Origin of the sequence: Bartonella sp. AA74HLJMH, assembly GCF_042197045.1 — a bacterium.
GTDB lineage: Bacteria > Pseudomonadota > Alphaproteobacteria > Rhizobiales > Rhizobiaceae > Bartonella.
In genome coordinates, this window is record NZ_JBHIRJ010000075.1 from 1 (window position 1) to 1,978 (window position 1,978).

Below are 1,978 nucleotides of genomic sequence, written 5' to 3' on the forward strand. Positions count from 1 at the left end.
GTAATGGCAAAATCACCCCCTACTTCCATTTCTACACGCTCTCCAGAAACCACGGCGCCTGCCAATGTGGTGTTTGCACCACTCGTTGTGTGAACTGTGCCGGTGCCAATAATATGGCTGTTCTTCTGGTGAACCTCCTCACTGGAACCCTTGCCTTTACCAAAAGAAGCATTCCCCATCCACCCTGTACCACCGGTACCATAACTATACCCAACATTCATTGAAGCGCTTTGCGTGTGGTTTTCTGTGCTCTGCGTGTTTTGCGCACTTTCAAAGATGATATCTTTACCTGCTCCCATGGTGATATTCCCGCTCTGTTCATCATTGCTTTGCATCGGGTTTGTACCAGCAATAATATCGGCTCCAACACCATGGATGCTGCCTTTGTGGGCTTGCATATTAACAGCGCGTCCTGCTTCTATTGTACCTGTTACCGCAGTAGAGGTCTGAACAGAGGCTTCTGCCTTCTCTGTCTTAAAGCCCACGGTTACGCTAGCAGAAACATCAGCAATATCACGAATAGACTGTTTGTTTCCACCTTTCATCCCATTATAAAGACCTTTGCCTTTGCTATAGAGATCATAGCCTTTTAGACCAGCAATAAGACCATTGCCGATTTTGTGTTTTGTATCCCCATGACCAAAACGTTTGACTGCATCCTTTACATCTTTTACTGTACCAAGAATACCCACATTGACAGAGCCTGTCACACCAGCAAAAGACTTTTCATGTGTCTCTTTGCCGTTAGAGGTATCATAGCTTTCTGAAAGCGTGATATTATTGCCGGCATCCATGTTGACATCACGATCCGCCGAAACAATGGCTGCTTGCATATTCACATCATTGTCAGCAGTAATCTGCACATCTTGGCGTGCCGTGATGTGTGATTGTGTGGAAGTGGTTTCCCATTGATCGCCCGTATCTTTGGCGCTTGCAATTCCAACACCTACAGAAGCACCGCTTTTGCTCTTTTCAAACTGAAAGCCAAAGCCTTCCCGTTCTTCTACAGAGTTTGACTTATGGCTATTATGACCAACAAGCACATTCACATCATGCGCTGCGGTAAGATTAACATTTTCCCCTGCAAGATCAGAGCCAACAATTGTCACATCTTTTTTCTTGGCAGTGATGGTGATATTGCCATCCGCATTGAGAGAAGAACCTTGATGCTCAAAACTCTCTTCATTTTCTGTCTTTCCCTCACTCCCGTATATCGACACAAAGCCCTTACCTGATCCCACACCAAAACCTGTTTCATGCTCCTCTGAATGGCTTTTATGGTGATCTTGCATGCCATCAATCGTCACATTTTCTCCGCTCACATTGATATCTTGACCGGAAAGCAGATGAGAAGCAGTGATTGTGGTCTCTTTGTCTGATTGCGTGATAATGTTTCCCGTCGCCCCAAGGATAGAGGAGACCGTTGTGGTATGCGATTGAGAACTATCGGACGATTTCTCATGCAAAAAGCCACTTGATGACGATTGCGCTTGTTGATCCAAGTGTTCTTGGGCGCCTTTGATAGTAATCTTTCCCCCAGAGTGAATGGTAATATCCGCTTGTTTCTGTTCTCCTGGTGCTTTCTCTCCTGACGTTTCCTCTGCCTTACCGGCTATGAGCGTCGAGGCGACAACTTCCGTGTTGTTTCCGGAATCAATGGCAATGCCTTCACCCCCTGTTATGCTTGACCCCACAACTTGGCGCACATCCATCTTGTTATGCTCAGATTTGCTGCTACTAAATGCTCCACCCTCTTTATGGTACGACATCTCATAATGTAAGCTATCCTCTGCATTATTGATCAGGACATCGTTGCTGGCTTTCAGCCCTACCTTGCCATCAGCCGCAATGGAACTGCCTGTGATGCTAAGATCATGTGGTTTGCCATCCTGCCCTGCAATGACAGTGGTGTCACCTCCCGATTTTATCGAAGATCCAACGGCATGAGAGGCTTGCATATCCACTTTCGTGTTTTTGG

At 46.3% G+C, this 1,978-nt stretch carries 1 protein-coding gene; it reads right to left on the reverse strand.

The genetic code is table 11. The features are described 5' to 3' along the window. Positions 1-1,978 (reverse strand): hemagglutinin repeat-containing protein (locus ACFINH_RS09680; protein ID WP_375632956.1); only part of this gene is annotated, 1,978 nt, incomplete at both ends.